Source organism: Albibacillus kandeliae (genome assembly GCF_003116585.1).
Taxonomy (GTDB): domain Bacteria; phylum Pseudomonadota; class Alphaproteobacteria; order Rhodobacterales; family Rhodobacteraceae; genus Albibacillus; species Albibacillus kandeliae.
In genome coordinates this window covers 129,061-150,914 of the sequence record NZ_QEHM01000010.1, presented here as the reverse complement: position 1 = coordinate 150,914, position 21,854 = coordinate 129,061, and the positions used below count along the sequence as shown (strand labels likewise).

Here is a 21,854-nt window from a genome sequence, read left to right as displayed (position 1 = left end):
CTGCCCGCCGGGTCTTTACCGTTCGGGGCGAAGCTGCCTATTATCCCGGGCGACCGGAAGATGGTCGCCACGCAGGGCGAGGAGGCCCAACGCATGAACAAATCCCTCGTGCTTTCCGATCAGGAGGAGACCGGAAGCGAGACGAAGCGGTCGACCACCATCCAGTCGATTTCGATTGCCATGCGTTTTCTCGACATTCTCGCGTCGTCCGAGCGCGCCCTTCCCCTTGGCGAACTGGCCAGGCTGGCCGGGGCGGGGCGGTCGACGGCGCATCGCTACATGCAGTCGCTGGTGAAGGAGGGACTGGTTCAGCAGGATCCGGCGACCAGCCATTACGACCTTGGCGCCATGGCGCTGAGCATTGGTATTGCGGCGTTGCGCCGGATCGACGCGGTGGAGCTGGCCGGGCAGCACATGAAGCAACTGGCGGAGTCGCACGCGATGAGCGGCGGTGTCGCGATCTGGACCGATCGTGGTCCGACGCTGGTGCGGTGGTACCGCAGCGCCTATTTCTCGATCACTGCCCTTGGTCTGGGCGACATGCTCCCCGTTGACAACACGGCCTGCGGGCTGGTGTTCCAGTCCTACCTGCCCAAGTCCACCATCGACGCGGCCCGCCGGATCCAGCCGGGCCATTTCCGGGGCGAGACGCCGCGCCGGGCCGATATCGAGCAGATCCGCCGCGAGGGCTGGGCCGAGCTGACCAGCCACCTCTTGTCGAATGTCACCGGGCAGGCGGCGCCGATCTTCGATGCGCAGGGTGAACTCAGCTGCGTTGTCACCACGGTGACCGACCTTGGCCAGCTTCGTTCACCCGATGACCGGCTGGTGCTTCAGGATGTGGCCCGCGTCATCAATCGCGCCACGGGCGGACAAAGCTGCCTGTCTCAGGGTCGCGGCTGACCGCGTGGAATGACCATCGGGCTGCCGGTCAGCGGATCGGGGATGACAAGCGCGGAGAGGTCGAACACCTCGCGCATCAGCTGTTCCGAAACGATCTCGGCCGGCGCCCCGGTGGCGACGATGCGCCCGTCGCGCATGGCCACGATGTGATGGGCGTAGCGGAAGGCGAGGTTCAGTTCGTGCAGCACGGCGACCACCGTGCGGCCCTCGGCGTTCAGCTTTGATAGCAGTTCCAACAGGTCGACCTGATGCACGATGTCGAGGTAGGTGGTCGGCTCGTCCAGCAGCAGGATCGGCGTGTCCTGCGCGAGCGCCATGGCGATCCAGACGCGCTGACGCTGACCGCCCGAGAGTTCGGAGACGGACCGGTCTGCCAGGTCGGCGGTCCCCGTCGCCTGCAGGGCCGAGAGGACGGCGGCCTCGTCCTGCGGTGACCATTGGCGCAGGAAGCTTTGGTGGGGGAAGCGTCCGCGCGCCACGAGGTCGGACACGGTGGTGCCTTCGGGGGCGACGGGCGACTGCGGCAGCATGCTGAGGGTGCGCGCGACCTCGCGGGAGGGGAGGCGGGCGATGTCCTTGCCGTCGAGCACGATCCGGCCCGCCTCGGGAAGGAGCAGTCGGGACAGGCCGCGCAGCAGGGTGGACTTGCCGCAGGCGTTCGGCCCGATGATCGCGGTAAAGCTGCCGTCGGGGATGTGGAGCGAGAGGTTCTCGGAGATCACCCGCGCGTCGTAACGCAGGGTGACGGCTTCGGCGCCCAGTCGGTCCGGCATGCGCTGCTCCTGTCTTCGGGGGCCCCGGGGCCCGGTCAGCCCCGTATTGCATTGCGGAACGTGCTCTGCAATATGGTCGCAGCCACTTCGAGCCGCGATCCGTCGCCGACCCGCTGGAGCCATCCCCCAGATCTGAATCAAGCGAAGCAGGCCGCGTTTGCGCGTGGCGAGGGAAGGTAGATCATGACGTCCGTTCAAACCGAGGTGGTTGAGGATCCCAAGGGGCTCCTCAACGAAGACGATCACATGCGCGACATGGAGCGGCTGCGCATGGAGATCGTGGCGATCCGGCAGCCCTTTGACTCGGTGATGCGGGTGACGGGCCGGATCGAACCGGTGGATCCGGTGACATGGACTTTGCCGAACGTGGCGGTCCGGATCGAGGTGGAGAGCCCCGCGGGTCAGCGCCCGGTGTCGCGCGTCTATACCATCCGCCGTTATGACAGCGCGCTCGGCGAAGTCGAGATCGACTTTGTCCTGCATGACGACGACAGCCCGGCGATGCGGTGGCTGCACGCGGTTCAGCCGGGTGACGATGTCTGGATGACCGGGCCGCGCCCCCATTTCGTCCCGGATCACGCTTCGGGCAAGCAGGCCGCGATCTTTGCCGATGAAACCGCGATTCCGGCGGTCTTTGCCATTCTCGAGGCATGGCCTGCCGACGCGACGGGGACGGTCTGGATAGAGGCGGGCAGCCTCGCGGCTGTGGACGAGTTGCCAGAGGTCGAGGGCGTTGAGGTTCACATCCTGCAGCGCGCCAAGGACGAGGCTGCGGGAACGACGGGCCGACTGTTCGCAGCGGCGCGCTCGGCGGTTGCCGATGTTTCGGGCTGGACCGTCTGGGCGGCAGGCGAACGGCAGGAAATGCGCGATCTGCGCAACCACTTCCGCGCGGCGGGCATGGCGCGGGATGACCTCAAGGTGCTGGGCTACTGGAAGAAGGGCACCAGCAGTTCCGAACTGGACCGGATGCGGCTGGCCGAATACGCGAGGATGCGGGAGAGCGGGCTCTCGATGGACGACATGCGGGATGCCGACATTGCAGTCTGACTCGTTGCTCCGTTTCTCGCGACTTCTTGTTGTGGCCCTTGCGATCCTGCACGGGGCTGCGGCTTTGGCCGAGGGATGGCCGCGCACCATCGCCCATGACGGTGGCAGCCTGACCCTCGACACTCCGCCGGTGCGGATCGTTTCGACCTCGCCCAGCCTGACCGGAACCTTGCTGGCGATCGACGCTCCCGTGGTGTCGACGGCAGCTGCGGTGCAGGGACCGCTGACCGATGACAGCGGGTTCTTTCGGCAATGGGCCGACATCGCCCGGGCGCGCGGACTGGATGTGCTCTATCCCAACCTCTCCTTCGATATCGAGGCGCTGATCGTGGCGGATCCGGACCTCGTGATCGTATCCGAAACCGGAGGAGACAGCGCTCTGGCCTATGTGCCGGAGATCGAGGCGCTCGGGTTTCCGGTTCTGGTGTTGAACTACGGCGTCAACTCGTGGGAGCAGCTGGCCACGACGCTGGGGCAGGCGACCGGACACGAGGACGACGCGGCCGCGATCATCGCCGCCTTTGCGGAGCGTGCGGCGGAGGCCCGCGCCCGGATCCCCGATCAGGAGGGGACGGCGAGCATCGTGTCCTACAATTTCTTCGGCACCTACGGAATCAGCAAACCCGAGGGGGTGCAGGCCCGTGTGCTGGCCGATATGGGGTTCACGGTCACCGGCGTTCCCGAGGGAATGCAGGGGATGATCCAGCAATCGCGCGAGTTCGATTTTCTCTCGCACGAGAACCTGCCTGCGGCAGTCACCGGCGACACGGTGTTTCTGTTGGCGGCGGATGAGACGGACGTGCGGGCCTTCCTGAATGACCCGGTGCTGGCGAACCTGCCGGCGGTTCGGTCGGGTCGGGTCTATCCCCTGGGCAAGACGTCATTCCGGATCGACTATTACTCGGGTCTCGCGATGATCGATGCCGTCGAGGCGGAGTTTGCCCATTGAACGGATCCGCCGCGCTGGCGCGTCGCAACGCCGCGACGGTGCGCGGATATGGCTTTGGGGCGCTCGCATTGCTGGCGCTGATGGTGCTCGGGCTGGGTGTCGGGTCGCGCAGCGTGCCTCCGGCTGAGGTGCTTCGTGCGCTGATCGCCTTTGACCCGAACAACGACCTGCATCTGATCGTCCGTTCGCTGCGGGTGCCGCGTTGTCTGCTGGCGGTGACTGCCGGAGCAGGGCTCGGGTTGGCCGGTGGCGTGATGCAGGCGTTGACGCGCAATCCGCTGGCAGAGCCGGGCCTGCTTGGGGTCAACGCGGGTGCCGCGCTCGCCGTGGTTCTGGGCGCGATGGCCTTCGGGCTTACCGATGTGACCCAGTATGTCTGGTTCGGGCTAATGGGGGCGGGGCTTGCCGGGGTCGCGGTGCTCCTGCTCGGGCGCGCGCATGAGAGCGGGACGGATCCTATCAGGCTGGTGCTGGCGGGGGCGGGGCTGTCGATCACCCTCGGCGCCGCGGCAAGCCTGATCATCCTGAACTCGGGTCTCGAAGTTCTTGACCTGTTTCGGAACTGGGGCGCGGGCGTGCTGGAAGGGCGCGGGATGACGGCGACCTGGGTGATGGCCGTGGCCCTGATGCTGGGGGGAGGGCTGGCGCTGATGCTGGCGCCCTCGCTCGATGCGCTTGCGCTTGGCCGGGACATCGGGCGCACGCTTGGGCTTGATCCTCGGCTAATCTGGGGGCTGGCCTGTCTCTGCGTGATGATCCTGTCCGGGGCGGGCACGGCGACGGCGGGGCCCATTGCCTTTGTCGGGCTGGCGGCCCCTCATGCCGCGCGGGCCATCGCCGGGCCGGGCAATCGAAACCTGCTGCCGCTCTCGGCGCTTTTCGCCGCGATCATGCTGCTGGCGGCCGATGTTCTGGGGCGCGTTGTCGTGGCGCCCGAGGAAATCGCGGCGGGGATCGTGGCGGCGATGCTGGGTGGCCCGTTCTTCGTGCACCTCGTCCGGCGCTTTCGGCTGGCGCAGCTATGAGGCCAGGGGGGCGCAGGCTGATCAGGGTTGGGCAGGTCTCGATCCTGTGGCAACCGAGAGCCGTGGCCATTGGCGCTCTGCTCCTTGCGGCGCTGGCCGTCCTTGCCGTGATCCTGCTCGGCACCGGGACATTGGCGCTGTCGCCGGCGCAGATTCTTGGCGCACTTACGGGGTCGGGTGACGGCGACGTTGCGAGCAAGGTCATCAACCGGGTGCGCCTGCCGAGGGTTCTGACGGCGATGGCGGTGGGCGCGTCACTCGGGATGGCGGGCGCGGTGTTCCAGTCGTTGTCGCGCAATGCGCTGGGGTCGCCCGACGTCATCGGCTTTACCACCGGAGCGGCCACGGGGGCGCTGGTGCAGATCATCCTGGTCGAGACTGACCCGATCCGGACAGCGGCAGCCGCCGTGGCGTCGGGGATGCTGACGGCGATCGTGGTGCTGTTGCTGGCGCGGCGGGGCGCGGTGGTGGGAGGCTATCGCCTGATCCTTGTGGGGATCGGCGTCGGGGCGACGCTGGCGGGGATCAACACCATGCTGATGGTTGTCGGGGATATCGACCGCACGATGTCTGCGCAGGTCTGGCTGGCGGGGTCGCTGAACGGGCGCAACTGGGGGCACGTCTGGACCGCCCTTGTGGGGTTCTGCCTGTTCGCGCCGCCGGTCCTGATGCTGTCACGGCGGCTCGGGGTGATGGAAATGGGCGAGGACATGGCGCGCCAGCTGGGCGTCGGCGTCTCGCGCAGCCGGTTCTGGCTGGTGCTGGCCTCGGTCGGGCTGACCTCGGTGGCGACCGCAACAACCGGGCCGATTGCCTTCATCGCGCTGGCCGCACCCCAGATCGCGCGAAAGCTGACCGGGAGCAGCGACGTGCCGCTTGTCTCCGGCGCCCTTACGGGCGCGGTGCTGCTGCTGGTGGCGGACCTGATCGGGCAATCGGCGCCTTTCGCGCTTTACATGCCGATCGGGCTGACCACCGGCCTGTTGGGAGGGGTGTACCTGTTGCTGGTCCTGACCCAGCGCCGGAACGCCTGAGCCCGAATACGGTTTGCCCGCAAATCGGGTGCAATTGCGAAACTGGGAGAGAGGGGTGCGGCGGTCCCAGGGAGGAGGAGGGGACCGCCGCTAATTCCGGAGCTCAGGGAGGAGGAGAGAGCTCCAGGAAAACTGTATGACGATTAATTCGTCATGAAGAGAAAATAGCAATTGCTGCGTTGCAGAGCAATGGTCAGATTTGCAGACCTAAGTTGCTTCTGCATCATAGCTGACGTGGCGACAGTGGTCTTACATTCGGACCCATTGCACACCAAGGGCGGCAGAGGTCATCCGTCACCGACCGGGATGTGCGCCTCGACAAAGCCCCGGACGAAGGCATTGGCCGGGCGATCGCGAATGTCCGAGGGCGCGCCGACCTGCTCGATCCGCCCCATCGACATGACGGCAACCCGGTCCGCGAGGCCAAGGGCCTCGTCCTGGTCATGGGTCACGAAAACGGTCGTGAGCCCGGTCGCATCGTGGATCTCGCGCAGCCCTGCCCGCAGCTCACGGCGCACCTGAGCATCGAGCGCGCCGAAGGGTTCGTCGAGCAGCAGCATCCTCGGTTCTGTCGCCAGCGCGCGGGCCAGGGCGACGCGCTGGCGCTGTCCGCCGGAGAGCTGCGAGGGATAGCGGGTGGCGATCTGCGGCAGCTGGATCAGCTCGAGCAGCCTTTCCACCCGCCGCGCGATCTCGGCATTGCCGGGTCGGGTTCGTCGCGGTCGGGCGCGCAGCCCGTAGGCGATGTTCTCGAAGACGGTCATGTGACGGAACAGGGCATAGCTTTGGAACACGAAGCCCGCGTGCCGGTGCTGGACCGGTGTGCCGGTCGCATCCACACCGTCGAGCAGGATGCGCCCCGCGCTTGGCTGTTCGAGTCCCGCGATGATCCGCAGGAGGGTCGTCTTGCCGGAACCCGACGGGCCGAGCAGGGCGACCATCGCGCCGGAGGGGATGGAGAGCGAGACGGGATGAAGCGCCGTGGTGGCGGCGAAGGTCTTGGAGATTTCGTCGATGTCGATGTGCATGTCGTGCTCCGTTCAGTGGCGCCGCGTGGCGGCCAGCAGGTCGGCGTGTCGCCATTCCAGCAGGGATTTCAGGGCAAGGGTCAGCAGCGCGAGGGCGGCCAGCAGCGCGGCCATCGAGAAGGCGGCGACAGTGAGGTACTCGTTGTAGAGCATCTCGATCATGATCGGCATGGTCGTGGTTTGGCCGCGGATCTTGCCCGAGATCACCGCGACGGCGCCGAATTCACCCATCGCGCGCGCGTTGCACAGGAGCACGCCGTAGAGCAGGGCCCAGCGGATATTGGGCAGGGTCACGGTGCGGAACATGTGCCAGCCCGACGCGCCAAGGGTCAGCGCGGCCTCTTCCTCGGCCCGGCCCTGTTCGGTCATCACGGGTATCAGCTCCCGCGCCACGAAGGGAAAGGTGATGAAGAGCGTGGCGAGGAGGAGGCCGGGGAAGGCGAAGACGATCTTGAGGTCATGCGCCTGAAGCCAGACGCCCAGCCATCCGTGCGAGCCGTAGAGCAGTACGAGGGCAAGGCCCGCGACCACGGGTGAAACCGAGAATGGCAGGTCGATCAGGGAGATCAGCACGGCTTTGCCGCGAAAGTCGAACTTGGCGATGGCCCATGCCGCGGCGAGCCCGAGGCAGGCGTTCAGCGGGACCGCGACGGCGGCGACCAGCACGGTGAGGCGGATGGCCGACCAGGCGTCGCGGTCTCCCAGTGCGGTGATCGCTGCGCCGAGCCCCTCGCGCAGCGCTTCGGCAAAGACCACGGCCAGCGGGGCGAGCAGCAGGATGACGGTCAGCGCGAGGACCGAAAGCGTGACGCCGGTGCGGAACAGGGGCGCTTCGGACACCACCTCGTAGGTGCGGGCGGTCTCAGACATTGCCGCCTCCGCTGTGCGCAAGGACCGTGCGCCGCCGTGGACGCCCGGGCCGGCGAGGCGCGGGGCGAGTGGCAAGGTAGAGAACCAGCAGCAGGGCGGGGGGCACCGTGACGTAGCTGGCCAGCGCCAGCCAGAGTGGCAGCCCCGCCTTCCACAGCACGATGGCAGCGGCGATGCCGATCAGCCCTAGCGCCGTGCCGATGGCAAGGCCAGCGCCCTCGGGCAGGGCACCCTTGTAGGTGTCGTTCGTGCATCTGTCAGACATGTCCGATCCTCCTGCGGTTCCAGACTTGCGTGGCGTTGATGAGCAGCAGCATCGAGAAGGAGATGCCGAGCATGGCGAGGCCGATGGCGGCGGCCCCGGCGTAGTCGTATTCTTCCAGCCGGATCACGATCAGCAGCGGGGCGATCTCGGTCTTTCCCGGCAGGTTCCCGGCGATGAAGATCACCGATCCGAACTCGCCCACCGAACGCGCGAGGGCTAGGGCAAAGCCGGTCAGCAGCGAAGGGGTCAGCACCGGCAACACCACGCGCCGCAGGGTGCGGGCCCGCGAGGCACCCAGGGTCGCCGAGGCCTCCTCGCACTCGCGGTCGATCTCGTCGATCACCGGCTGCACGGTCCGCACGACGAAGGGCAGCCCGACGAAGACAAGCGCCAGCCAGATGCCGATCTCGGTATAGGCCACCGTGATGCCAAGCGGGGCGAGCGCCTGCCCGAAGATGCCGTTGGGCGCATAGAGCGCTGTCAGGGCGATCCCGGCCACGGCGGTGGGCAGGGCGAAGGGCAGGTCGACCGCGGCGTCGATCAGGCGTCGGCCGGGAAAGCGGTAGCGGGTCAGGACCCACGCCAGCGCCAGCCCGAAGACGAGGTTGAAGGCGGAGGCGACGAGCGCCGCGCGGAACGACAGGGCGAGAGCCGAGAGAACGCGCGGGGAGGCGAGGTGACCGGCGAGCGCCGCCGGCCCCATCGCGATCCCCTCTCCCAGCAGGGCGGCCAGGGGCAGAAGGACCACGAGCGACAGACCGGCCAGGAGCAGGCCCATTCCAAGTCCAAAGCCCGGCAGGGGAGAGGAAATCCGCAGCATCGGTTCAGTCCGCGTAGATCTGGTCGAAGATGCCGCCGTCGCCGAAGAAGCGCGGTTGCGCTTCGGCCCAGCCACCGAAATCGGCGATGGTCACCAGTTCGAGATCGGGGAAGCGTTCGATGTCTTCGTCCGTTGCGCGCGACTTGTCCCAGGCCCGGTAGTAATGGGCCAGTGCCAGCGCCTGTGCCTCGGGGCTGTAGAGATGCTCCAGATAGGCCTGCGCGACCTCGCGCTGATCATCTGACTCGATATTGCCCTCCACCAGCGCGACCGGGGGTTCGGCGAGGATCGAGACCGAGGGAACGACGATGTCGAAGGCATCGTCGCCCATCTCGGCGAGCGCGAGGAAGGCCTCGTTTTCCCAAGCCAGAAGCACGTCGCCGACGCCGCGCTTGGCGAAGGTCGTGGTCGCTCCGCGTGCGCCGGTGTCGAGGACCGGGACATGCTTGAACAGCTGGGTCACGTAGTCCCGCGCACGGTCCTCGTCGCCCTGCGATGCTTTCAGCGCCCAGCCCCAGGCCGCGAGGAAGTTCCAGCGCGCACCGCCCGATGTCTTGGGATTCGGTGTGATGACCTGCACGCCCTCGCCGATCAGGTCCTGCCAGTCCTTGATGCCCTTGGGATTCCCTTCGCGGACAAGGAACACGATGGTCGAGGTGTAGGGCGCCGAATTGTGCGGCAGCGTGGCCTGCCAGTCCGTGGGCAGGACATCGCTGCGCTGCGCGATGGCGTCGATGTCGGACGCCAGCGCCAGCGTGACGACCTGTGCCTCGAGCCCGTCGATCACGGCGCGGGCCTGCGCGCCCGAGCCGCCGTGGCTTTGTTCGATTGTCACCGGGTCGTGGCCCTGCGCTTCCCACCATTGGGCGAAAAGCTCGTTGTAGGCCCGGTAGAACTCTCGCGTCGGGTCGTAGGAGACGTTCAGCAGCCGGGTTTCGGCGAGGGCAAAGGTCGGGGTCACGGCCCCGCCTGCGGCGAGCACGATGGCGAGGGCGGTTGCCGGGTTGCGAAGAAATGCGATTGTCATGGCGGTTCTCTCTTGCTGTCAGGAGGTCATGGATTCGGGGCGGGCGATGCGGACCGACCACTGGGCCGGGTTGCGGCCCTGCATCATCTCGCGCGCGGCAAGGTGCGGATCGCTGGCGAGGACGGTCAGTGTTCGCCCGCTGATGCGCAGGGGTTCTCCGGTGTCACGGGCCACGAGGTGCAGCACGTGAACCCGTCCGGCGGGCCGGGAATGGGAAGCAGGTGGCATTATGGTCCTCCTTTCGGATCAGGGTGGGCTACCCAATAACCATAATATCCACTGTATTAGTCGTGATTTATAGAGAAAGGATTTGGCGTTCTGCGGTCCCGCGAGAGAAAATTATTCTCCCGAGCCGTCTCCGGGCGCGAGCAGACTTTCATCGTCAGCTGACTGCGGAGCCGCCCCGGCGAGGGTTTTCATCGTCTTTCCAGGGTCTTGCAGAAGATCCTGGAGCGTCAGCGATTCGATGAGCAGCAGGTAGCTCCAGAAGATTTCGCCGAAGACCCGGCGCAGCTGGCAGCTTTCCTCGTCGGCGCAGTCGTCGCATCGCCGGTAGGCGCGGCGCGACAGGCAGGGAAGGGGCGCGATGGGGCCGTCGATCTGCTGCAGCAATTCGCCGAGAGATATCCGGGCCGGGTCGCGGATCAGGAAGTAGCCGCCGGCGCGCCCGCGCTTGGCCCCGAGGTATCCCGATTTGCGCAGCTCCAGAAGGATGTGCTCGAGAAAGCGCTTGGGTGCGCCCGAGCGCTGCGCGACTTCCTCGATGGTCAGCGCCATACCCTTATCCAGCGCTCCGAGCGCCATTAGCGATTTGAGGGCATACTTTGTCTTCTGGGTGATCATGTGGGCAGTAAATCACCAATTTCACGGCAGGCAAAGTCGTCTTTCCGCTTAATCACGATAAAGACGGTAGACTAATAGTAAATTTACGCCATGCTGGAGAAAGAACGAGTCGCAGGGAGGAGCCCGCATGGAGCTCGACCGCATTGACCGCAAGATCGTGGCGACGCTGATGGCGGACGCGACCGTGCCGCTGGCCCGGCTGGCCGATATCGTGGGGCTGTCGCAGACGCCCTGCTGGAAACGCGTGCGACGGTTGCAGGAGTCCGGCGTCATCCGGGCGCGGGTGGCCGTGGTGGATCCCGAGAGGCTGGGCCTGGGCCTGACGGTGTTCGCAGGAGTATCGGCGCCGGAACAGACGCCAAGCTGGCACGACCGTTTCGGCGAACTTTTGGACGAGATCCCGGAGGTGATGGACGCCTATCAGCTGGCGGGGAACCATGATTACGTTCTGCGGATCGTGGTGCCTGACATGGCCGGGTTCGACCGGATCCGGCAGCGGATCACCGAGGCGATCCCGGTCCGGGAAATCTCGGCCAATTTCGCTCTGCGGCGGCTCAAGGCCCAGACCGCGCTGCCGATTGATACGAAGTCGGCCTGAAAAGGCCGACTTCGGTGTTCAGGTCAGGATGCCGGACTGCCGCATCTGCGCGATGTCGTCCTCGGCATAGCCGATGTCCCGCAGCACGGCCTCGGTTTGCGACCCGGGGGCCGGTGGTGCGGCGACCGGCGCAGGGACGGAGCGCGAGAAGCGCGGTGCCGGAGCAGCCTGGGTGATGCCGCCGACCTCGGTGAAGGTCCCGCGCGCCACGTTGTGCGGATGCTTCGGCGCCTCCGACCATGTCATGACCGGGGTGGCGCAGGCGTCGGATCCGTCAAAGATCGAGGCCCATTCATCCCGCGTCTTGCGGCGGAACACCTCGGCGTAGGTGTCGCGCCGGTTCGGCCATTGCGCCGCGTCCATCTGGGTCACGCGGTGATCCTCGGGCAGACCGGCAAGCTGGACCAGTTCGGCGAAGAACTGGGGTTCGAGCGGACCAACGGCGAGGAACTTGCCGTCGGCACACTCGTAGGTCCGATAGAACGGGGCGCCGCCGTCGAGCAGGTTGGCCTCGCGGGTCTCGGTCCAATGACCCCGGCCGATCCAGCTGTGGATCAGCGCCATCATTGCCGAGGCGCCATCGACCATCGCCGCATCGACGACCTGTCCCTTGCCCGATGTCTGGCGCTCGAACAGTGCCGCCATGATGCCGAACAGCAGGAACATGGTGCCCCCGCCGTAGTCCGCCCCGATGTTCAGGGGCGGGGGCGGGGCCTCGTTGGCCCGTCCGATGGAGTGCAGGAAGCCGGTGAGGCCGAGGTAGTTGATGTCATGCCCGGCGGTCTGCGCCAGAGGGCCATCCTGACCCCAGCCTGTCATCCGGGCATAGACCAGTCGCGGATTGTCTGCGGCGCAGTCTTCGGGACCAAGGCCAAGCCGTTCCATGACTCCGGGGCGGAACCCCTCGATCAGGACATCGGCGCGGCGGATCATGGCGCGTGCGGCGGCAACGCCCTCGGGCGCCTTGAGATTCAGGGCCACCGGGCGCTTGCCCCGGTTGTTGATGTCGGCTGGGTCGGCCGGGCCGGACTTGCGTCCGACCAGGATCACCTCGGCTCCGAGGTCGGCGAGGAACTGGCCGGCAAGAGGTGCCGGCCCGAGCCCCGCCATTTCCACGACCCTGAGCCCCGCGAGGGGCCCGCTCATGCCGCCTTGGCTGCGCTGTCGCGCAGGCGGTCGAGCATCGTATCGGGCAGATCGAAGCGCTCGCCGTAGGCTTCGGCCAGTTCCTTGGCGCGGGCCGCGAAGGCGTCTACCCCGATGCCCCGGATGAACTGGATCGCCCCGCCGGTATGGGCTGGGAAGCCGATGGCGAAGATGCCGCCGAGGTTCGCTTCGACTTCGGTGTTCAGCACGCCCTCGTCGAGGCAGCGCAGCGTTTCGATGGCTTGGCGATAAAGGATACGGTCGATGGCGTCCTCTATTGGGATATCGGCATTGCCCTTGGCGAACTGGCCGAGGCCGTCCCAGAGGGTGCGGTTGCCCTGGCTGTCGTAGTCGTAGAAGCCGCCGCCGTACTGGCGCCCGCCGCGCCCCATCGAGATCATCGGGTCGATGATCGCGTTGGTGGCCGTGTTGTGGGTGCCGAAGTTGCTGTCGAGGCCAAGACGCTGATCAAGCGCTTCGTGCGTCTTGCGGACCTTCTGGCTGAGGATCAGCGAGACTTCGTCAAAGACCTGCAGCGGACCGACCGGCATCCCGGCGAGCCATGCCGCGCGTTCGATGGCGACGGGTTTCATCCCGTCCACGAGAAGCTGGCAGCCTTCGTCCATGAAGGTACCGAAGACGCGCGACGTGAAGAACCCGCGCGAGTCGTTCACGACGATGGGCATGTAGCCGATCTGCTGCACGTAGTCGTAGGCCTTGCGAAGGGTCTCTTCGCTGGTCTTCTCGCCCATGATGATCTCGACCACCTTCATCTTGTCGACGGGGCTGAAGAAGTGCAGCCCGATGAAGCGGGTCGGATCGGGGCAGGCCTCGGCCAGGATCGAAATCGGCAGGGTCGAGGTGTTGGAGCCGTAGATGCCCTCGGGAGAGAGCATCGGCCAGGTATCGGCGATGACCTTCTCCTTGAGGTCGATATCCTCGAATACCGCTTCGATCACGATATCGACCGTTCCGGGCGCCGCGTTCTCGGTGGTGGGCGTGATCTGGCCCAGCAGCGCCGCCTTGGCGGCCTCGTCGATCTGGCCGCGTGACAGGGCCTTGTCGCAGAGCTTCTCCGAATAGGACTTGCCCTTTTCGGCATTGGCCTGATCGGTATCCTTCAGCCGCGTGGCGAGCCCGCGCTTGGCATGGGCATAGGCAATGCCCGACCCCATCATGCCCGCGCCCAGCACCACGGCCGAGCCGGCCTGCCAATGATCGCCGGCGGGGCGCACCTTGCCGGACTTGATGGCCTGCATTCCGAAGAAGAAGGTCGTGATCGCCGCGCGGCATTCCTTGGTGACCAGCAGCGCGCACAGGCCGCGGCTCTCGTTGCGGAGGGCCGCGTCGAAGTCTATCCGCATCGAGTTGACCGCGATGTCGAGGATCTTTTCGGGGGCGGGCAGCAGGCCGCGGGTCTTCTTGTAGAGCATTGCCGACGAGACCTGGATGATCTGCCGGATCTTGGGGCTGAGCGTGTCACCGCCCGGATAGCGGAACCCTTTCTGATCCCAGGGTTGGGTGTGCTCGTCGGGATGCGCCTTGATCCATGCCTTGGCGGCAGGCACCAGATCTTCCGGGGCCTCCACGATCTCGTCTACCAGCCCGGCGGCGAGCGCCGCCTGCGGCTTGGATTGCTTGCCTTCCAGCAGGTAGGGCAGGGCCTTTTCCAACCCCAGCAGCTTGGTCAGGCGCACGACGCCGCCCGCGCCGGGCAGCAGGCCGAGGGTGACCTCGGGCAGGCCGACGACTGCCTTGGGAGAGTTCAGGACGATCCGGTGATTGCAGGCGAGGCACAGCTCGTAGCCACCGCCGAGCGCCGCGCCGTTGATCGCGGCGACCACGGGAACGGGCAGCTTTTCCAGATCGCGGTAGGGCTTCTTGTTGGCCTCGATGTAGTGGAACAGCGCATCGGAGCTCTGCTCGTTGGCGAGCATGTCGCCGAGGTCGCCACCGGCAAAGAAGGTCTTCTTGGCAGAGGCGAACACGACGCCTTTCAGACCTTCCTCTGCGCGGAGCTTTTCGATCACCGCGTTCATCCCGGGGATGTAGCGCTTGTTCATCGTGTTGGCGGACTGCCCCTGCATGTCCATGGTCACGGTGACGATGCCGTCGGCGTCTTTTTCGTAGATGAAATCTTCCATGTCGTCCTCCCTCACACGCGCTCGATGATGGAGGCGATGCCCATGCCGCCGCCGACGCACATGCAGATCAGCGCGCGCTTGAGTTTGCGCCGCTCCAGTTCGTCCAGCATGGTCGAAACAAGGCAGCCGCCGGTTGCGCCAAGGGGGTGGCCCATGGCGATGGCGCCGCCGACCACATTGAGCTTTTCATCCGGCACGTTCAGGTCGCGCTGCAGGCGCAGGGCCACCGAGGCGAAGGCCTCGTTGATCTCGACGAGGTCGATGTCGTCGATGGTCAGCCCGGCCTTGGCCAGCGCCTTTTGCGAGGCCGGCCCGGGGCCGGTCAGCATGATCGTCGGATCCGTCGCGGTCAGCGCGATGGAGAGCACGCGGCCGCGCGGGTCGAGGCCGATATCCTTGCCAGCCTGCTCGCTGCCCACCATGACCAGCGAGGCACCGTCGACGATGCCCGAGGAGTTGCCCGGGGTGTGGACGTGGTTGATACGCTCGACCTGCGGGTACTTGGCCAGTGCGACGGCATCGAAGCCCATCGACCCCGGCATGGCGAAACTGGGCTTCAGCGCGCCGAGCTTCTGCATGTCGGTGTCGGGTTTGATGAAGTCGTCACGTTCGAGAATGGTCACGCCGTTCTCGTCGCGGACCGGCACCACGGAGCGGTCGAACCAGCCGGAATCGCGGGCGTGGGCGGCGCGTTTCTGGCTTTCCAGCGCAAAGGCGTCGACGTCGTCGCGCGACCAGCCCTCGATCGTGGCGATCAGGTCGGCGCCGATGCCCTGCGGCACGAAGCCCGTCTGGATCGCGGTGGCCGGATCCTCGGCGAAGGGGCCGCCGTCAGCGCCCATCGGCACGCGCGACATCGATTCGAAGCCACCGGCGCAAACGAGGTCTTCCCAGCCGGAGGCGACCTTGGCCGCCGCGGTGTTGAAGGTGTCGAGCCCGGAGGCACAGAATCGGTTCACCTGCGCGCCGGGCACGGTTTCATCCCAACCGGCCTTTTGCAGGGCGATCTTGGGCAGCACGGCGCCCTGTTCCATCACCGGTGCGACACAGCCCAGCATGACGTCATCCACGCGCGAGGTGTCGAGGTCGTGTCGCTGCTGCATTTCGCCCAGCAGCGTGGTGACGAGGTCGATCGGCTTGACCTCGTGCAGGGTGCCGTCGGCTTTGCCCTTGGACCGCGGTGTGCGGATTGCATCGTAAATATAGGCCGCTTGTGCCATGTCTCTCCTCCTTGAATTCCCAAATCCTCAGGCCGCGTCGAACACGCTCAATCGCGGCAGGCCCTCCAGTTCCCTCTGAGTGATCTCCCGGGCCTCGTTCTTGTCAATGCCGACGCCACGTAGGATGATCTCGGCCGTATCGCTGCCTGCCTGACGCCAGGTGCGGTGACCTTCCAGAACCAGTGTCATGGCGCCGAAGGTCGCTCCGCCCGCCGTGGCGGTGATGGAGGCTATCTGTTCCTGCCGGATGTCGAACCGGCCCGACGAGATGCCGCGCCGGAGTTCGTCGGCGGGCATCTTGCCCCAGAACGAACCCAGTTCGGGCTGCATCATCGCGTAGCGCGAGATGAACCGGCCCCAGTGCGGATCTTCGTGAACGCGGCGGATGCACAGCCGGATAGCGGCGGAGATCTTCTCGGCCGGGTCACTCATGCCGGCGGTCGCCTCGGCGACCGAGCTGCCGAACTCCTCGGCGACGGTCTGGCAGACCGAGCCGAACAGTGCCTGCGGTTCGTCGAGGTTGTTGTAGATGGTGCCGCGCGACAGGCCGGCTTCGCGGGCGAGATCGCTGACAGCAACGCTGGTGCCGCCATTGTCGGCGAAGAAACGCAGGGCTGCCTGGTGAATGCGCAGGGTGGCGGTGTTCATGGGGACGTCTCTAACCGGGGTTCGGTCGAATGAAAATCGCTGTTGACTGAAATTGAACACGAGTGTTTAAATCGTGTCAACAGCGTTCATTGCCGGAAGGGAGGAGTCGGCGTGATGCACTCTATGCAAGGCGCGACTGCGCCGTGGCTCCGGCCATGACGGAGTTGCTTCAGCTCGTGATTGGCGGTCTCGCCAACGGCTGCATCTATGGGCTCGTCGCCCTGGGTTTCGTTCTGATCTACAAGGCCAGCGAAGGCGTGAACTTCGCGCAGGGCGACATGATGATGCTGGGCGCGTTCATCGCGCTCGGTCTTGGCAACAGCGAGCAACTGGGAATGCCCTTTGCAATCGCGGTGCCGCTGGCGGTTGTCATCATGTTCGGCGTGGGCTGGGGGGTCGAGCGGGTCATCGTCCGACAGCTTTTCGGTCAACCGCAGTTTGCCCTGGTCATCCTGACCATCGCGCTCGGTTTCGTCTTCCGCTTCGTCGCGGGCTCCATCTGGGGATATACCCCGCTGGTGCTGGAGACTCCCTTTGCCGGGATGAACATGCGGGCCGGGGGGATCGTGATTTCGGTCGCGGACCTGATCGCCATCGGCGTGACCCTTGTCCTGACCGTCGCGCTCTGGGCCTTCTTCGCCTTTACCCGGATCGGGCTTGCCGCGCAGGCGGCCAGCCAGAACCAGATGGCCGCCTATATCGTCGGGGTGCCGGTGATGCGGGTGAACTCGCTGATCTGGGGCCTGTCGGGTGCGGTCGCGACCGTGGGTGGCGTGCTTTATGCCACGCGCGGCGCCATCGACCCGAACATCGGGCTGCTGGGCATCAAGGCCTTTGCTGCCGCCGTCATCGGCGGTCTCGGGTCGCTGCCCGGGGCGCTGCTGGGCGGGCTGATCATCGGGATCATCGAGCCGGTGGCCGGACGCTATGCGCCGGGCGAGTTCGCCAAGATGTCGCCCTACATCATCATGCTGCTGGTTCTGGTCACACGCCCCGGCGGACTGTTCTCGCAAATCCAGATGAAGAAGGTCTGAGCCATGCGGGTCGTATTCAAGACGAGTTATGACAGCGACATCGACCTGCACGAGCATGGGGCGGATCGGCTGCGCACCGCGCTGTTGCTGGGGCTGATGGCCATCCTTCCGTTCCTCGTGGGCGACTACTACCTCGCCGAGGCGACGAACACGCTGATCTGGGCTCTGGCGGGCATGGGGCTGATGATTGCCGTAGGTCACACCGGGCAGGTGAGCCTTGGCCATGCGGCCTTTCTGGCCATCGGGGCCTATACCGATGCGGCGCTGATGAATGCAGGGCTGCCATTCTACCTCGCCCTTCCGGCGGCAGGTCTGGCCGCGGGACTGTTCGGCGCGCTGATCGCGATTCCCGCAGTGCGCATGTCGGGCATCTACCTTGCCATCGCCACGCTTGCGGTTTTCGTGATCGTCGAGGAACTGGTGATCATGCTGGAGCCGATCACCGGCGGGGTGGGGGGGATCATGGCCCCGTCGATCACCCTTTTCGGTGTGAGTTTCGACCGCTACGCCGCGCTGACGAACTTCTACTGGCTGGTCCTGGGGATCGTCGCGCTCGTCACGTGGGGGTATGCCAACCTGATGCGCAGTCCGACGGGCCGGTCGTTTCTCGCGGTGCGCGACAGCGAGGTGAGCGCCCGCGCGCTCGGGATCAACGTTACCCGCACGCGTGCCCTTGCCTTCGGGCTGTCCTCGGGCGTGACCGGACTGGCCGGGGCGCTGATGGGGCACTTCATCGGGTTCTTCAACTACGAGCTCTTCTCGGTGATCATCTCGATCAACCTGCTGCTGGTCGTCACCATCGGCGGGCTGGGCTCGATCCAGGGTGCGTTCCTGGGCGCGATCCTGATCACCGGCATGCCCCAGCTCATCGCGATCCTGCGGGACGGCGTGAACGCCAACTTCGGCATCGACCTTGGCGGGATCCCGGGGCTCGACACCATGGTGTTCTCGATGATCCTCATCGGTTTCATCATCTTCGAACCGGCAGGACTCTACGGTCGCTGGCGCAAGATCCGGGTCTGGCTGGAAACCTTTCCGCTGGCGCGGCGCGACATGTTCCGCAGGCACAAGACCTATCTCAAGACGGAGCGGATGAAATGAGCCTGCTGGAGGTCAACGACCTGGCCGTTCATTTCGGCGGGGTGAAGGCGGTCGACGGGGTGTCGTTCTCGGTTGAAAGCGGGGAGGTCTTTGCGATCATCGGCCCGAACGGGGCCGGGAAATCGACGATCTTCAACCTGATCTCGCGGATCTACGAACCGACCCGGGGCAGTATCAGGTTCGACGGCAGGGACATCACCGGCCTGAAGGCGCATGACATCGCCAAGCTGGGGATCGCGCGGACGTTCCAGAACATCGAGCTCTTCGATCACTCGACGGTGCTCGACAACCTGCTGATGGGGCGCCACACGCATCGTTCGACCAGTTTCGTCGAGGATATCCTGTTCCTGCCGAAAGTCCGGCGCGAAGAGAGGGACCATCGCCGCCATGTCGAGGAGGTGATCGAGTTTCTCGAACTCGAGGCCTATCGCAACAAGATGATCGCGGGCCTGCCCTACGGCGTGCGCAAGGTGGTCGAGATCGGCCGCGCGCTTTCCATCGGGCCCAAGCTGATCCTGCTCGACGAGCCGGCGTCGGGGCTCTCGGTGGAGGAAACCCGCGAGGTCGCCTTCTGGATCGAGGACATGCGCCGCGACATGGGACTGACCGTGCTGATGGTCGAACACGACATGAGCCTCGTGAACCAGGTGTCGGACCGGGTGCTGGCGGTTGCGAACGGGCGGCCATTGGCGCTTGGCTCACCGGCGGACGTGCAGGCGCACCCGGACGTCAAGGCGGCCTACCTTGGAACGGAGGCGGCGTGATGGCGGTGCTTTCAGTTCGCAACCTCGAAACCTACTACGGCGCGATCATGGCGTTGCGCGGTGTCTCGATCGACGTGGAGGAAGGGGAGATCGTCACCATCCTCGGCGCCAACGGCGCGGGCAAGACGACGCTGATGAAGACCATCGCCGGACTGATGGATCCGGAGAAGGGGACCATCACCTTTCTTGGCGAGCCGATTGCCGGGCTGGACCCGGACCGCGTTGTGTCGAAGGGCATGGCGCTGGTGCCCGAGGGGCGGGAAGTGTTTCCCTACCTGACCATCGAGGAGAATCTCAGGCTCGGCGCCTTTACCCGGCGCGACAACACCGCCGATGACCTTGAGCTGGTCTATTCCTACTTCCCGATCCTGAAGGAGCGCTATCGGCAGGCGGCGGGCTTCCTGTCGGGCGGTCAGCAGCAGATGCTGGCGATCGGGCGCGGCCTGATGGCTCGACCCCGGCTGATGATGCTCGATGAACCCTCGCTTGGCCTGTCGCCGCTGCTAACGCAGGAGATCTTTGCGATCATCGCGCGGCTGAATGCCGAACAGGGCGTGACCATGCTGCTGGTCGAGCAGAACGCCCACATTGCGCTCGCCACCGCGCACAAGGGCTACGTTCTGGAAACCGGTCGGATCGTGATGTCGGGCACGACCGAGCGGTTGCGCGCCTCTGACGATATCCAGGAATTCTACCTCGGTCGCTCGGGTGACCAGCAGCGCGATCAGAAGCGCTGGAAGAGGCGCAAGACATGGAGATGAGCCGCGTGACCGCTTCCGATCATCTGACATACGACGGCCATGACACCGTGGTGTCGCTCTGGGCGGAGCGATGCGCGCAGCACGGGGACCGGGTCTGCCACCGGGAGAAGGAACTGGGAATCTGGCAGTCCTACACCTGGCGCGACTACTACGAAAACGCGAGGCGGATCGGGCTGGCCCTGCTGGCGCTGGGGGTCGAGCATGGCGAACCGGTGCTGATCCTGTCGGAGGATCGGCGCGAATGGCTCTATATCGACCTCGCAGCGGCCTCGGTCGGGGCGATCCCGTCGGGCGTTTACACGACCGACAGCGCCAGCCAGCTTGCCTACCTTGCCAACGACAGCGGTGCCTCGATCCTCTTCGTCGAGAACGACGAACAGCTCGACAAGTATCTCGAGGCGCGCGACGACATGGCGGGTATCGCCCGGGTTGTCGTGCTGGACCGTGACGGGCTGGCGGACTTCTCGGACCCCAACGTGATGTTCCTCGACGAGCTCTACGATCTGGGCGACGCGGAGGAGCGCCGCGAGCCGGGGCGCTTCGAGGCGGCGATCAAGCGGGTCCGCCCGGAGGATCCGCGCATGCTGATCTATACTTCGGGCACCACCGGACCGTCGAAGGGCGCGATCATCTCGCACCGCAACGTGATCTTCCAGATTGGGGCCTGGCGCGACGCCTACGAGTTCGGCGAGGGTGACGAGCTGCTCTGCTTTCTCCCGCTGTGCCACGTTCTCGAACGGCTCGTCTCGGTCGAGAACCCGATTGCCAATGGCAGCACGGTGAACTTTGCCGAGAGCCCGGAAACGGTCTTTGACAACCTGCGCGAGGTCAGCCCGCATTCCTTTACCGGGGTGCCGCGCATCTGGGAGAAGATTTACTCGAAGGTCACGATCATGCGCTCGGACGCCGGGGCGCTGGCCGGGTGGGTGTTCGACTGGGCGATCCGCACCGGGGCGGCCAACGCCGCCGCGAGGGAAGACGGCCAGTCGCCGTCCGCCGGGCTGAAGCTGCAGTACACGCTGGCGAACCTGCTGGTTCTTGGCAATCTCAGGCGGATGCTGGGCCTGTCGCAGGCGCGACAGTGCACGACCGGCGCCGCACCTATCTCGCCCGAGCTGATCCGGTGGTTCAATGCGATTGGTGTGCCGCTGGTCGAAGGGTGGGGCATGACCGAGACGGCCGGGGTGGGTACGACCAACACGGTGCACAACAGCCGGATCGGAACGGTCGGCGCGGCGCTGCCCGGGGTGTCGCTGAGACTGTCGCCCGAGGGCGAGATTCAGATCGCGGGACCTACGGTGTTCAGCGGCTACTGGAACAAACCGGAGAAGACCGCCGAGACCATGACCGAGGACGGCTGGCTGCGGACTGGCGATGTCGGGCGCATCGACAACCACGGCTGCCTGACCATCACGGGCCGGATCAAGGACATCATCATCACCGCCGGGGGCAAGAACATTACCCCTGCCGAGATCGAGAGCCGGATCAAGTTCTCGCCCTATGTTTCGGACGCCGTGGTGATCGGGGACCGCCGCAAGTACCTGACCTGCCTGATCATGATCGATCAGGAGAACGTCGAGAAATTCGCGCAGGACCGGCAGATCCCCTTCTCGGATTTCGCCTCGCTGACGCGGGCAGGCGAGGTGCGCGACCTGATCGGCCAGGTGGTTCGCGATACCAACAAGGATTTCGCGCAGGTGGAGCAGATCAAGGATTTCCGGCTGATCGATATCCTGCTGACAGCTGAGGACGAGGAACTGACGCCGACCATGAAGCTGAAACGGAATTTCGTGAACCAGCGCCACGCCGCGCTGATCGACGAGATGTACTGACCCCGAGAGGGTCGAACAG

At 65.8% G+C, this 21,854-nt stretch carries 23 protein-coding genes; 11 read left to right on the top strand and 12 right to left on the bottom strand.

Annotated elements, in window-relative coordinates:
• The first annotated feature begins 93 nt into the window (after positions 1 to 93).
• Positions 94 to 903 (top strand): IclR family transcriptional regulator, encoded by an 810-nt coding sequence (locus DDT93_RS21875; protein ID WP_109468117.1) that lies wholly within the window; start codon positions 94 to 96, stop codon positions 901 to 903.
• Here the strand turns inward: DDT93_RS21875 and DDT93_RS21870 are convergent.
• Positions 888 to 1,676 carry an ABC transporter ATP-binding protein gene (locus DDT93_RS21870; protein WP_109468023.1) on the bottom strand — a complete coding sequence of 263 codons (789 nt, stop codon included), beginning with the start codon at positions 1,674 to 1,676 and terminating at the stop codon, positions 888 to 890. The two genes, DDT93_RS21875 and DDT93_RS21870, sit on opposite strands and share 16 nt — an antisense overlap.
• 183 nt (positions 1,677 to 1,859) lie before the next feature.
• Between DDT93_RS21870 and DDT93_RS21865 the strand changes: the two genes are divergently transcribed.
• From DDT93_RS21865 to DDT93_RS21850, 4 genes are all read left to right on the top strand, one after another.
• Complete coding sequence (locus DDT93_RS21865) at positions 1,860 to 2,726, top strand: siderophore-interacting protein (RefSeq protein WP_198654937.1); 867 nt, start codon at positions 1,860 to 1,862, stop codon at positions 2,724 to 2,726.
• Positions 2,727 to 2,757: 31 nt separating this feature from the next.
• Positions 2,758 to 3,675, top strand: coding sequence for a Fe2+-enterobactin ABC transporter substrate-binding protein (gene fepB / locus DDT93_RS21860; protein ID WP_232825533.1), 918 nt, complete (start codon positions 2,758 to 2,760; stop codon positions 3,673 to 3,675).
• A complete protein-coding gene (locus DDT93_RS21855; RefSeq protein ID WP_232825532.1) occupies positions 3,672 to 4,700 on the top strand; it encodes a FecCD family ABC transporter permease in 1,029 nt (342 codons plus the stop codon). The genes fepB and DDT93_RS21855 overlap by 4 nt, the downstream gene beginning before the upstream one ends.
• 62 nt (positions 4,701 to 4,762) lie before the next feature.
• On the top strand, positions 4,763 to 5,734 hold the full coding sequence (locus DDT93_RS21850) for a FecCD family ABC transporter permease (RefSeq protein ID WP_232825531.1): 972 nt from the start codon (positions 4,763 to 4,765) through the stop codon (positions 5,732 to 5,734).
• A gap of 287 nt (positions 5,735 to 6,021) precedes the next feature.
• Here the strand turns inward: DDT93_RS21850 and DDT93_RS21845 are convergent, their stop codons facing one another.
• The 7 genes from DDT93_RS21845 to DDT93_RS21820 all read right to left on the bottom strand — a co-directional run bounded on the left by DDT93_RS21845 (position 6,022) and on the right by DDT93_RS21820 (position 10,587).
• Positions 6,022 to 6,762 carry a sulfate/molybdate ABC transporter ATP-binding protein gene (locus DDT93_RS21845; protein WP_109468020.1) on the bottom strand — a complete coding sequence of 247 codons (741 nt, stop codon included), beginning with the start codon at positions 6,760 to 6,762 and terminating at the stop codon, positions 6,022 to 6,024.
• Between the two features lie 12 nt (positions 6,763 to 6,774).
• Positions 6,775 to 7,632 carry a sulfate ABC transporter permease subunit CysW gene (cysW, locus tag DDT93_RS21840; protein ID WP_109468019.1) on the bottom strand — a complete coding sequence of 286 codons (858 nt, stop codon included), beginning with the start codon at positions 7,630 to 7,632 and terminating at the stop codon, positions 6,775 to 6,777.
• Positions 7,625 to 7,897: a hypothetical protein gene (locus tag DDT93_RS21835; protein WP_109468018.1), complete on the bottom strand. Its 273-nt coding sequence runs from the start codon at positions 7,895 to 7,897 to the stop codon at positions 7,625 to 7,627. Before DDT93_RS21835 ends, cysW begins: the two co-directional genes overlap by 8 nt.
• The gene (gene cysT, locus DDT93_RS21830) at positions 7,890 to 8,717 is read right to left on the bottom strand and encodes a sulfate ABC transporter permease subunit CysT (protein WP_109468017.1); all 828 of its coding nucleotides are present in this window, start codon (positions 8,715 to 8,717) and stop codon (positions 7,890 to 7,892) included. Before cysT ends, DDT93_RS21835 begins: the two co-directional genes overlap by 8 nt.
• 4 nt (positions 8,718 to 8,721) lie before the next feature.
• Complete coding sequence (locus DDT93_RS21825; RefSeq protein ID WP_109468016.1) at positions 8,722 to 9,744, bottom strand: sulfate ABC transporter substrate-binding protein; 1,023 nt, start codon at positions 9,742 to 9,744, stop codon at positions 8,722 to 8,724.
• 18 nt (positions 9,745 to 9,762) lie between these two features.
• Complete coding sequence (locus tag DDT93_RS26570) at positions 9,763 to 9,972, bottom strand: hypothetical protein (RefSeq protein ID WP_157960252.1); 210 nt, start codon at positions 9,970 to 9,972, stop codon at positions 9,763 to 9,765.
• A 111-nt stretch (positions 9,973 to 10,083) separates the two neighbouring features.
• Positions 10,084 to 10,587 carry an RrF2 family transcriptional regulator gene (locus DDT93_RS21820; protein WP_109468015.1) on the bottom strand — a complete coding sequence of 168 codons (504 nt, stop codon included), beginning with the start codon at positions 10,585 to 10,587 and terminating at the stop codon, positions 10,084 to 10,086.
• 127 nt (positions 10,588 to 10,714) lie between these two features.
• Here DDT93_RS21820 and DDT93_RS21815 point away from each other — a divergent pair, with 127 nt between their 5' ends.
• Positions 10,715 to 11,185 (top strand): Lrp/AsnC family transcriptional regulator, encoded by a 471-nt coding sequence (locus tag DDT93_RS21815; RefSeq protein WP_109468014.1) that lies wholly within the window; start codon positions 10,715 to 10,717, stop codon positions 11,183 to 11,185.
• An 18-nt stretch (positions 11,186 to 11,203) separates the two neighbouring features.
• Here the strand turns inward: DDT93_RS21815 and DDT93_RS21810 are convergent, their stop codons facing one another.
• The 4 genes from DDT93_RS21810 to DDT93_RS21795 are packed head-to-tail and all read right to left on the bottom strand — an operon-like array spanning position 11,204 to position 16,343.
• Positions 11,204 to 12,331, bottom strand: a complete 1,128-nt coding sequence (locus DDT93_RS21810; protein WP_109468013.1) for a CaiB/BaiF CoA transferase family protein — start codon at positions 12,329 to 12,331, stop codon at positions 11,204 to 11,206.
• Entirely contained in the window at positions 12,328 to 14,475 is a 2,148-nt protein-coding gene (locus DDT93_RS21805) for a 3-hydroxyacyl-CoA dehydrogenase NAD-binding domain-containing protein (RefSeq protein ID WP_109468012.1), read from the bottom strand. Before DDT93_RS21805 ends, DDT93_RS21810 begins: the two co-directional genes overlap by 4 nt.
• 11 nt (positions 14,476 to 14,486) lie before the next feature.
• Positions 14,487 to 15,695, bottom strand: coding sequence for an acetyl-CoA C-acetyltransferase (locus tag DDT93_RS21800; RefSeq protein ID WP_109468011.1), 1,209 nt, complete (start codon positions 15,693 to 15,695; stop codon positions 14,487 to 14,489).
• Positions 15,696 to 15,722: 27 nt separating this feature from the next.
• Complete coding sequence (locus DDT93_RS21795; RefSeq protein WP_109468010.1) at positions 15,723 to 16,343, bottom strand: TetR/AcrR family transcriptional regulator; 621 nt, start codon at positions 16,341 to 16,343, stop codon at positions 15,723 to 15,725.
• A gap of 155 nt (positions 16,344 to 16,498) precedes the next feature.
• Here DDT93_RS21795 and DDT93_RS21790 point away from each other — a divergent pair, with 155 nt between their 5' ends.
• From DDT93_RS21790 to DDT93_RS21770, 5 genes are read left to right on the top strand one after another with little or no spacing between them, the layout of a single operon-like run.
• On the top strand, positions 16,499 to 17,377 hold the full coding sequence (locus DDT93_RS21790; RefSeq protein ID WP_109468009.1) for a branched-chain amino acid ABC transporter permease: 879 nt from the start codon (positions 16,499 to 16,501) through the stop codon (positions 17,375 to 17,377).
• A gap of 3 nt (positions 17,378 to 17,380) precedes the next feature.
• Complete coding sequence (locus tag DDT93_RS21785) at positions 17,381 to 18,478, top strand: branched-chain amino acid ABC transporter permease (protein WP_109468008.1); 1,098 nt, start codon at positions 17,381 to 17,383, stop codon at positions 18,476 to 18,478.
• Entirely contained in the window at positions 18,475 to 19,242 is a 768-nt protein-coding gene (locus DDT93_RS21780) for an ABC transporter ATP-binding protein (RefSeq protein ID WP_109468007.1), read from the top strand. Before DDT93_RS21785 ends, DDT93_RS21780 begins: the two co-directional genes overlap by 4 nt.
• Positions 19,242 to 20,003 (top strand): ABC transporter ATP-binding protein, encoded by a 762-nt coding sequence (locus DDT93_RS21775; protein WP_109468006.1) that lies wholly within the window; start codon positions 19,242 to 19,244, stop codon positions 20,001 to 20,003. The genes DDT93_RS21780 and DDT93_RS21775 overlap by 1 nt, the downstream gene beginning before the upstream one ends.
• Positions 19,994 to 21,835, top strand: coding sequence for an AMP-dependent synthetase/ligase (locus DDT93_RS21770; protein WP_109468005.1), 1,842 nt, complete (start codon positions 19,994 to 19,996; stop codon positions 21,833 to 21,835). Before DDT93_RS21775 ends, DDT93_RS21770 begins: the two co-directional genes overlap by 10 nt.
• Positions 21,836 to 21,854: the final 19 nt, after the last annotated feature.

Bases quoted from the DNA above. Each gene is read 5' to 3' on its own strand.
- DDT93_RS21875 (WP_109468117.1), top strand. From the start codon at position 94: ATGAACAAATCCCTCGTGCTTTCCGATCAGGAGGAGACCGGAAGCGAG.
- DDT93_RS21870 (WP_109468023.1), bottom strand. From the start codon at position 1,676: ATGCCGGACCGACTGGGCGCCGAAGCCGTCACCCTGCGTTACGACGCG.
- DDT93_RS21865 (WP_198654937.1), top strand. From the start codon at position 1,860: ATGACGTCCGTTCAAACCGAGGTGGTTGAGGATCCCAAGGGGCTCCTC.
- DDT93_RS21845 (WP_109468020.1), bottom strand. From the start codon at position 6,762: ATGCACATCGACATCGACGAAATCTCCAAGACCTTCGCCGCCACCACG.
- cysW (WP_109468019.1), bottom strand. From the start codon at position 7,632: ATGTCTGAGACCGCCCGCACCTACGAGGTGGTGTCCGAAGCGCCCCTG.
- DDT93_RS21835 (WP_109468018.1), bottom strand. From the start codon at position 7,897: ATGTCTGACAGATGCACGAACGACACCTACAAGGGTGCCCTGCCCGAG.
- cysT (WP_109468017.1), bottom strand. From the start codon at position 8,717: ATGCTGCGGATTTCCTCTCCCCTGCCGGGCTTTGGACTTGGAATGGGC.
- DDT93_RS21825 (WP_109468016.1), bottom strand. From the start codon at position 9,744: ATGACAATCGCATTTCTTCGCAACCCGGCAACCGCCCTCGCCATCGTG.
- DDT93_RS26570 (WP_157960252.1), bottom strand. From the start codon at position 9,972: ATGCCACCTGCTTCCCATTCCCGGCCCGCCGGACGGGTTCACGTGCTG.
- DDT93_RS21820 (WP_109468015.1), bottom strand. From the start codon at position 10,587: ATGATCACCCAGAAGACAAAGTATGCCCTCAAATCGCTAATGGCGCTC.
- DDT93_RS21815 (WP_109468014.1), top strand. From the start codon at position 10,715: ATGGAGCTCGACCGCATTGACCGCAAGATCGTGGCGACGCTGATGGCG.
- DDT93_RS21810 (WP_109468013.1), bottom strand. From the start codon at position 12,331: ATGAGCGGGCCCCTCGCGGGGCTCAGGGTCGTGGAAATGGCGGGGCTC.
- DDT93_RS21805 (WP_109468012.1), bottom strand. From the start codon at position 14,475: ATGGAAGATTTCATCTACGAAAAAGACGCCGACGGCATCGTCACCGTG.
- DDT93_RS21800 (WP_109468011.1), bottom strand. From the start codon at position 15,695: ATGGCACAAGCGGCCTATATTTACGATGCAATCCGCACACCGCGGTCC.
- DDT93_RS21795 (WP_109468010.1), bottom strand. From the start codon at position 16,343: ATGAACACCGCCACCCTGCGCATTCACCAGGCAGCCCTGCGTTTCTTC.
- DDT93_RS21790 (WP_109468009.1), top strand. From the start codon at position 16,499: ATGACGGAGTTGCTTCAGCTCGTGATTGGCGGTCTCGCCAACGGCTGC.
- DDT93_RS21785 (WP_109468008.1), top strand. From the start codon at position 17,381: ATGCGGGTCGTATTCAAGACGAGTTATGACAGCGACATCGACCTGCAC.
- DDT93_RS21780 (WP_109468007.1), top strand. From the start codon at position 18,475: ATGAGCCTGCTGGAGGTCAACGACCTGGCCGTTCATTTCGGCGGGGTG.
- DDT93_RS21775 (WP_109468006.1), top strand. From the start codon at position 19,242: ATGGCGGTGCTTTCAGTTCGCAACCTCGAAACCTACTACGGCGCGATC.
- DDT93_RS21770 (WP_109468005.1), top strand. From the start codon at position 19,994: ATGGAGATGAGCCGCGTGACCGCTTCCGATCATCTGACATACGACGGC.